3 protein-coding genes are annotated in these 3,849 nt (G+C 69.7%); all 3 read right to left on the bottom strand.

All coding sequences use genetic code 11. From position 1 onward, the window contains the following. Positions 1-23 precede the first annotated feature (23 nt). Genes ACFUVW_RS20145 through ACFUVW_RS20135 form a run of 3 tightly spaced genes read right to left on the bottom strand, consistent with a single transcriptional unit; the run spans position 24 to position 3,698 of the window. Positions 24-1,805, bottom strand: a complete 1,782-nt coding sequence (locus ACFUVW_RS20145; RefSeq protein WP_430573072.1) for a dipeptide ABC transporter ATP-binding protein — start codon at positions 1,803-1,805, stop codon at positions 24-26. Further along, complete coding sequence (locus ACFUVW_RS20140) at positions 1,802-2,779, bottom strand: ABC transporter permease (RefSeq protein ID WP_430573071.1); 978 nt, start codon at positions 2,777-2,779, stop codon at positions 1,802-1,804. The genes ACFUVW_RS20145 and ACFUVW_RS20140 overlap by 4 nt, the downstream gene beginning before the upstream one ends. Beyond that, entirely contained in the window at positions 2,772-3,698 is a 927-nt protein-coding gene (locus ACFUVW_RS20135; RefSeq protein ID WP_430573070.1) for an ABC transporter permease, read from the bottom strand. The genes ACFUVW_RS20140 and ACFUVW_RS20135 overlap by 8 nt, the downstream gene beginning before the upstream one ends. Positions 3,699-3,849 lie beyond the last annotated feature (151 nt).

Raw genomic sequence — 3,849 nt, 5'->3', positions numbered from 1 at the left:
GGCCCTCGGGGCTGCGGCGGGCGTCAGCCCGCGATCGCCGCGCCCTCCAGCCCGGCGCCGGGGATGGCGGCGAGCAGGTCGCGCGTGTACTGCTGACGCGGGTTGTCGAACACCTCGTCGGTGCTGGCCTGCTCGACGACGCGACCGTTCTGCATCACGACCACCGAGTCGGCGATCTGCCGCACGACGGCGAGGTCGTGCGTGATGAACAGGTACGACAGCGCCAGCTCCTCCTGCAGGTTCCCGAGGAGCTCCAGGATCTGCGCCTGGACGAGCACGTCGAGGGCCGACACGGCCTCGTCGAGCACGATGACCTCGGGGCGCAGCGCGAGCGCCCGCGCGATGGCGATGCGCTGACGCTGGCCGCCGGAGAGCTCGTTCGGGAAGCGGCGCATCGCCGACTGCGGCAGCGCCACCATGTCGAGGAGCTCCCGCACCCGCTTCTCGCGCTCCTTCTTGCCGCCGACCTTGTGCAGAGCCAGCGGCTCCTCGATCGACCGGTAGATGGAGAACGTCGGGTCCAGCGAGCCGTACGGGTTCTGGAACACCGGCTGGATGCGGCGCCGGAACGCGAAGGCCTCCTTGGGCGACTGCTTCGCGATGTCGACGCCGTCGAACTCGACGACGCCCGAGGTCGGGTCGAGCAGACCCAGCACCATGTTCGCCGCCGTGGACTTGCCAGAGCCCGACTCGCCCACCAGCGCCAGCGTGTGCCCTCGCTTGAGGCTGAAGCTGACGTCGTCGACGGCCTTGAAGTCCGTCGACGCACCCGGGCGGCCGCCGCGGATGGTGAAGACCTTCGTGAGGTTCTTCGCCACCACGATGTCGGACTGCGCCGCCTTGCCGGCCGCGCGGAGCGGGACCGTCGCGTCGAGGTCGGGCGCCAGCAGCTCGTCCGACTCCGCGCCCTGCTCGTGCGCCACCTGGATGCGCCGGGACGCGAGCGACGGCGCCGAGGAGACGAGCCGCTTGGTGTACGGGTGCTGCGGGTCCGCGAGGATCTGCCGGGCGGGGCCGGACTCGACCACGCGGCCCTTGAACATCACCACGAGGTGCTCGGCGCGCTCCGCGGCCAGGCCCAGGTCGTGGGTGATGAACAGGACGGCGGTGCCGAGCTCCTGCGTGAGCACCTCGAGGTGGTCGAGGATCTGCCGCTGCACCGTGACGTCGAGGGCCGACGTCGGCTCGTCCGCGATCAGGAGCTTCGGCCGCGAGGCCAGCCCGATCGCGATGAGCGAGCGCTGGCGCATGCCGCCCGAGAACTCGTGCGGGAACTGGCGTGCCCGGCGCTCGGCGTCGGGCAGGCCGGCCTCCTGGAGCAGGCCGGCGACGCGCTCCTTGCGCTCCCGCTTGCCGCCCTCGAAGCCGTTGGCCTTGAGGGCCTCCTCGATCTGGGTGCCGATGCGCCACACCGGGTTGAGGTTGGACATCGGGTCCTGCGGCACGAGGCCGATGTCCCGGCCGCGCATCGCCTCGATCTCCGTGCGGGGCAGGCCCACGATGTCGCGGCCGTCGAACTTGATGGTGCCGCCGGTCACCTTGCCCGTGCCGGGCAGCAGGTCGATCACGGCGTGCGCCGTGGTCGACTTGCCCGACCCGGACTCGCCGACGATCGCGACCGACTGGCCGGGGTACACGGTGATGTCGGCACCGCGGACGGCGTGCACGACGCCCTCGGAGGTGGTGAACGACACCTCGAGGTCGCGGATCTCGAGCAGGGGCTTGTCGGTCCCCGCCTCGTAGCTGCGGCCGGCGCCCTCACCGACGGGCTGGTTGCCGTTCGTCACTGGGAACTGTGTCGTCATCGCTTCCGTGCCTTCGGGTCGAGGGCGTCGCGCACGACGTCGCCCATCATGAGGAAGCCGAGCACCGTGAGCGCCAGGCCACCGGCCGGGTAGAAGAGGATCTCGGGCGCCACGCGGAGCGAGTTGCGGGCCGCCGAGATGTCCCCGCCCCAGGAGACGGTCTCGGGCGGCAGCCCGATGCCGAGGAAGCTCAGCGTCGCCTCGGCGACGATGAACGTGCCCAGCGCGACCGTCGCGTACACGATGATCGGTGCCGCCGAGTTGGGCAGCACGTGCCTCACCAGGATCCCGCCGCGGCCCATGCCGAGCGAGCGGGCGGCGGTGACGAACTCGTTGTTCTTCACGGACATCACGGTGCCGCGCGTGATGCGGGCGATGGACGTCCACCCGAACGAGGCGAGCACCAGGGCGACGGTGAAGCTGGTCCGGTTGGTGGTGATCGACATGATGACGATGGCGGCCAGCACCAGCGGGATCGCGAAGAAGATGTCGGTGATGCGCGACAGGATGACGTCGAACCAGCCGGCGTAGTACCCGGCGACGGCGCCCATGACGGTGCCGAGGATCACGACCATCGCCGTGGACATCACGCCCACGAGCACGGACGCGCGGGCGCCGTAGATGGTGCGCGCGTAGATGTCGCAGCCCTGCTTGTCGAAGCCGAACGGGTGGCCGGGCTCCGGGCCGCCGAGCGACTTGGCCAGCTCGCAGTCGAAGCGCGGGTGGACGGACGTGAACCACCCCGGGAAGGCGGCGACGGTCACGACCAGCAGGATGATCGCGGCCGCCACCCAGAACATCGGGCGGCGGCGCATCTCGCGCCAGGCGTCCCGCCACAGGCTGGACGGGGCCTCGTCCGACTTGACCGCGTCGACGGCACCCAGGCCGCCCTCGTCGACCTCGGCGGCGAAGTGCTCCTGCCCGGGGCGCGGGCGCCGCCCGCCGGGCACGGTCTCGTATCGGTTCTCAGGCATAACGGATCCTCGGGTCGAGGGCGGCGTAGAGGAGGTCGACGAGCAGGTTCGCCAGGATGTAGACGATGACCAGCACGGTCGTGAGCGAGACGACGGTGACGTTCTCGCCGCGGATGATCGCCTGGTAGAGCGTCCCTCCGACGCCGTTGATGTTGAAGATGCCCTCCGTCACGATCGCCCCGCCCATGAGGTTGCCGAGGTCGGCGCCCAGGAACGTGACGACGGGGATGAGCGAGTTGCGCAGCACGTGGCGGCCGGTGACCTGCGAGCGATTGAGACCCTTGGCCCGCGCGGTGCGGACGTAGTCGGCGCTGAGGTTCTCCGAGACCGACGTGCGGGTCAGGCGGAGCACGTACGCGAACGACGTCGCTGCCAGCACGATCGCCGGTAGCAGGAGGGTGTAGAAGTTCGGGTCCCTGCCGACGGTGACGGGGAACCAGCCGAGCTTCACGCCCATCACGAACTGCAGCACGAAGCCGATGACGAACGTCGGCACGGAGATGACCAGCAGGCTGATCACGAGCACGGTGCCGTCGAACCAGCCGCCCTTGCGCATCCCGGCGAAGAGCCCGAAGAGGACGCCGAAGACGGCCTCGATGACGAGCGCCATGATCGCGAGCTGGAAGGTCACGGGCAGCGCCGCGGCGATGACGTCCATGATCTCCTGACCACGGAAGTCGATGCCGAAGTCGAGGGTGAAGACGCCCTTGAGGAAGAGCAGGTACTGCACGATGAACGGTTCGTTCAGGTTGTACTGCTCGCGAATCTGGGCTTGCACGGCCTCAGGGAGGCCACGCTCCCCGCCGAGGCCGGCGACGGGGTCTCCGGGCCGCAGGAACACGAGTGCGTAGAGCAGGAGCGTCGCCCCCAGGAACACAGGGATCACCTGTAGGAGCCTGCGTCCGAGATACCAGAGCATGTGTGTTGTCTCCTCGTTCGCCCCGGGATTCCCAGGGCCACGGGTTCAAGTTTCGGGGCCTCGTTGCCAGGACGATGGCCACGACGGGTGTGGCCAGGACAGGATAGGGGGCAGGGTGTGCTTCGTCGGCACACCCTGCCCTCCAGACGTC

This window comes from Isoptericola sp. NPDC057391, assembly GCF_042668085.1.
Lineage (GTDB): Bacteria > Actinomycetota > Actinomycetes > Actinomycetales > Cellulomonadaceae > Isoptericola.
The sequence above is the reverse complement of the archived record's forward strand: the minus strand, read 5'-3'. Positions and strand labels throughout refer to the sequence as shown.

Coding starts and splice junctions, on each gene's coding strand:
- ACFUVW_RS20145 (WP_430573072.1), bottom strand. CDS start 1,805: ATGACGACACAGTTCCCAGTGACGAACGGCAACCAGCCCGTCGGTGAG.
- ACFUVW_RS20140 (WP_430573071.1), bottom strand. CDS start 2,779: ATGCCTGAGAACCGATACGAGACCGTGCCCGGCGGGCGGCGCCCGCGC.
- ACFUVW_RS20135 (WP_430573070.1), bottom strand. CDS start 3,698: ATGCTCTGGTATCTCGGACGCAGGCTCCTACAGGTGATCCCTGTGTTC.